The following is a 4,045-nucleotide window of genomic DNA, read 5'->3' as shown; positions in this document are numbered from 1 at the left end:
CCCGAGGAGGGCCGCTACGACTTCGACTGGCTCGACGCCCACCTGGACCGGCTGCACGCGGCCGGCGTCGCCGTCGACCTGGCCACCCCCACCGCCTCCCCGCCGCCCTGGTTCTCCCTGGCCCACCCGGACGCCCTGCCGGTCGGCCCCGACGGCGTCCGCCTGACCCACGGCAGCCGGGACACCTACTGCGTCGCCGCCCCCGCCTACCGTCTGGCCGCCCGCCGCATCGCCGCCGCGCTCGCCGAACGCTACGGCGACCACCCGGCGCTCGCCCTGTGGCACGTGCACAACGAGTACGTCTCCCTCTGCCACTGCGACCACGCCGCCGCCGCCTTCCGGATCTGGCTGCGCGCCCGCCACGGCTCCCTGGACGCCCTCAACGAGGCCTGGGGCACGGCATTCTGGAGCCAGCGCTACACCTCGTGGGAGCAGATCCTGCCGCCCCGCACGAGCCAGTGGCACCGCAACCCCGGCCAGGCCCTGGACTACAACCGCTTCTGGTCCGACGAGACCCTCGCCGCCTACCGCGAGCAGCGCGACGCCATCCGCGCCCACAGCGACCGGCCGGTGACCACCAACCTCATGCTGCCCGGCTACCAGAACCTGGACCTCTGGGCATTCGGCCGCGAAGTCGACCTGGTCTCCGTCAACCACTACCCCACCGCACCCGGCATCGACGCCGCCGCCCACGCCGCCTTCGACGCCGACCGGGCCCGCTCCTTCGCCGGCGGCGCCCCCTGGCTGCTGATGGAATCGGGCACCAACACCGTCTACGCCGACGGCCGCGTCCTCGCCAAGGAGCCGGGCGAGATCCTGCGCCACTCGCTCGCCCACATCGCCCGCGGCTCGGAGGGCGCGCTGTTCTTCCAGTGGCGCCAGTCCCGGGCCGGCGCCGAGCAGTGGCACTCGTCGATGGTCCCGCACGCCGGGCCGGACAGCCGCACCTTCCGCGAGGTCACGGCGACCGGAGAGGCCGTCGCCCGGCTCGGCGAACTCGCCGGCTCCACCGCCCGGACCGAGGTCGCCGTGCTGCACGACTCCGACGCCTGGTAGGCGATGAAGGTCGACGGACTCCCCTCGTCCGAGCTCGACTACCTCCCCGCGCTGCGCCGCGCCCACCGGGCGCTGTGGGACGCCGGACTGACGGTCGACTTCGCCCACCCCGAGCACGACCTGAGCCGCTACCGGGTCGTCCTCGCGCCGGCCCTGTTCCTGCTCACCGACGCGGGCGCCGAGAACCTGCGCCGCTACGTCGCCGACGGCGGCACCCTGCTCGTCCAGCACTTCAGCGGCATCGTCGACGAGCGCCTGCACGCCCGGCTCGGCGGCTACCCGGCCGCCCCGCTGCGCGAGGCGCTGGGCATCCGGGTCGAGGAGCACCGCCCGCTGCGGCAGGACGAGGAGGTCGCGCTCTCCGACGGCTCGACGGCCGGCTCCTGGAGCGAGTCCCTGCGCACCGAGGGCGCCGAGCCGCTCGCCGCCTACACCCACGGCATGCTCGCCGGCAGCCCGGCGCTCACCCGCCACGACTTCGGCGCCGGCCACGGCTGGTACCTCTCCACCCGCCTCGACGACGCCGGCTACGCCGCCCTGGTCGGCCGGCTGCTCGCGCAGGCCGGTGTCGTCCCGGAGCTGCCGGGCCTGTCGGCCGGCGTCGAAGCGGTCACCCGGCACGCCCCGGACGGCCGCGGCTGGCACGTGCTGCTCAACCACCTCGACGAGGCCGTCCCGCTGCCGCAGCCGGGCCACGACCTGCTCACGGGCGGACCCCTGCACCAACTGCCGCCCGGCGGCTGCGCGGTCCTGCGCGCGCACTGAATGCCCCCACGTCTCCCCCACCGACGAAGGAAGGCCACCATGACCGACCCGCACGCGGCGATCCGCTGGGGCCACCACGCCCTGGAGCTGGAGATCGGTCCGGACGACCACGGCACCCCCCGGCTGGTCCGGGTCGGCACGCCCGGCGAGGCGGGCACCGACCCGCGGCCGGGCGCGGCGCTGCCGCTGGTGGAGGTGACGACCGCCGACCACGGCCGCCACTGGTCGGGCCGGCACCTCATCGACACCGCCCTCGGCGCACGGCTGCGCCACCGCTCCCACCGCGCGACCCGGGACGGCGACTGGCACGTGCTCACCGTCGAGCTCCACGACCCGGAGACCGGTCTGACCGCCGAGGCGGTCTACCGGTCCCCGGACGGCCTGCCGGTGCTGCGCGCCGAGGTGGTACTGCGCAACGAAGGGGCGGAGACGCTGTACCTGGAGTCGGTCGGCTCGCTCGTGGCGGGCTGCCTCACCGGGAGCGACCCCGGGGCGCTGGAGAGCGCCGACCTGCTGTGGGCGGAGAACGACTGGTTCGCCGAGTGCCGCTGGCAGCGCAGGCCGTTGCGGGTGTCCTCACCCGCCCGCAACGGCCGCTTCCACTACCGCGCCGGCCGCAGCACCCACGTCGTGGCCGGGCAGGGCGTGTGGTCCAGCTGCGGCCACCTGCCGATGGGCGGCCTGATGGACCGCGAATCCGGCCGCACCTGGCTGTGGCAGATCGAGCACAACGGCGGCGGCTGGCGCTGGGAGTGCGGGGTGCGCGACGACACGGCGTACGCGGCGCTGTACGGGCCCAACGACGCCGACCACGGCTGGCGCCACCCGCTGGAGCCCGGCGCCGAGTTCCGCACCGTACCCGTGGCCCTGGCGTACGGCGCGGACGGCGGCCCGGACGATGCCTTCGCCGCACTCACCCGCTACCGCCGGGCCACCCGACGCCCGCACGCCGACCACCGCCGGCTGCCGGTCGTCTTCAACGACTACATGAACTGCCTGATGGGCGACCCCACCACCGCGAAGCTGCTGCCGCTGGTCGACGCCGCCGCCGAGGCCGGCGCGGAGTACTTCGTCATCGACGCCGGCTGGTACGCCGACGAGAGCGAGAACTGGTGGGAGACCGTCGGCGCCTGGGAGCCCTCGGCCTCCCGCTTTCCCGGCCCGAACGGGATCCACGAGGTCCTGGACCGCATCCGGGAGCGGGGCATGGTCCCGGGCCTGTGGCTGGAGCCGGAGGCGGTCGGGGTCTCCAGCCCGGTCGCCGAGTCCCTGCCGGAGGAGGCGTTCTTCCGCCGCGACGGGCGGCGCGTCGAGGAGGGCGGCGGCCGGTCCCACCTGGACCTGCGCCACCCGGCCGCCCGCGCCCACCTGGACGGCGTGGTGGACCGCCTGGTCGGCGAGTGGGGTGTCGGCTACCTCAAGCTCGACCACAACACCGACCCGGGCTCCGGCACCAGCGGCCACCCCGGCGAGGCCCCGGCCGCCGGCCTGCTGGGCCACAACCGGGCCCAACTCGACTGGCTGGACGCCGTCCTGGACCGGTATCCGGACCTGGTGATCGAGAACTGCGCCTCCGGCGGCATGCGGATGGACCACGCCCTGCTCTCCCGGCTGCAACTGCAGTCCACCAGCGACCAGCAGGATCTGCTGCTCTACCCGCCCATCGCGGCGGCGGCCCCCACCGCCGTGACGCCCGAGCAGGGCGCCGTCTGGGCCTACCCCCAGGCCGGGGACACCCTCGACGAAGTCGCCTTCACCATGGTCGGAGCGCTCCTCGGCCGCATCCACCTCTCCGGCCGGCTCACCGAACTGGAGCCCGAAGCCCGCGACTTGGTCCACGAGGCGGTGGCCGTGTACAAGGCCGTCCGCGCCGACCTGCCGCAGGCACTGCCGGCCTGGCCGCTCGGCCTCCCCGCGTGGGAGGACCCGTGGATCGCGCTGGCACTGCGTACGCCGACCACCACCTACCTCACCGCCTGGCGCCGCCCGGGAGCGGAGGCCGTCACGGAGCTCCACCTGCCCCACCTGCTCGGCGCCGAGGTCCGCGCTGAGGTGCTCTACCCGGCCTCCAGTCAGGCCGGCACCGTCTGGCGCCCGGACAGCGCCACGCTCACCCTGACCCTGCCGACCGCACCGTCCGCCGTCCTGCTCCGCCTCACCGGGAGGACCCCGGAAGGGAGTTGACGATGCGCCTGAGGAGCGCGCGCGCTCCGCCCCCCCACGG

The 4,045-nt window shown here is 75.2% G+C and carries 3 protein-coding genes; all 3 read left to right on the top strand.

The features are described from left to right. Positions 1-1,056, top strand: a 1,056-nt coding sequence (locus tag C2142_RS42095; RefSeq protein ID WP_346766422.1) for a beta-galactosidase, incomplete at its 5' end; no start/stop codon positions are given. Between the two features lie 3 nt (positions 1,057-1,059). Continuing rightward, complete coding sequence (locus C2142_RS42090) at positions 1,060-1,821, top strand: beta-galactosidase trimerization domain-containing protein (RefSeq protein ID WP_346766421.1); 762 nt, start codon at positions 1,060-1,062, stop codon at positions 1,819-1,821. A 39-nt stretch (positions 1,822-1,860) separates the two neighbouring features. Beyond that, positions 1,861-4,005, top strand: coding sequence for an alpha-galactosidase (locus C2142_RS36670; RefSeq protein WP_148647111.1), 2,145 nt, complete (start codon positions 1,861-1,863; stop codon positions 4,003-4,005). Positions 4,006-4,045 lie beyond the last annotated feature (40 nt).

Source organism: Streptomyces sp. CB01881 (assembly GCF_002953255.1).
GTDB lineage: Bacteria > Actinomycetota > Actinomycetes > Streptomycetales > Streptomycetaceae > Kitasatospora.
This window is presented reverse-complemented; position numbering and strand designations above follow the sequence as displayed.

Bases quoted from the DNA above. Each gene is read 5' to 3' on its own strand.
- C2142_RS42090 (WP_346766421.1), top strand. From the start codon at position 1,060: ATGAAGGTCGACGGACTCCCCTCGTCCGAGCTCGACTACCTCCCCGCG.
- C2142_RS36670 (WP_148647111.1), top strand. From the start codon at position 1,861: ATGACCGACCCGCACGCGGCGATCCGCTGGGGCCACCACGCCCTGGAG.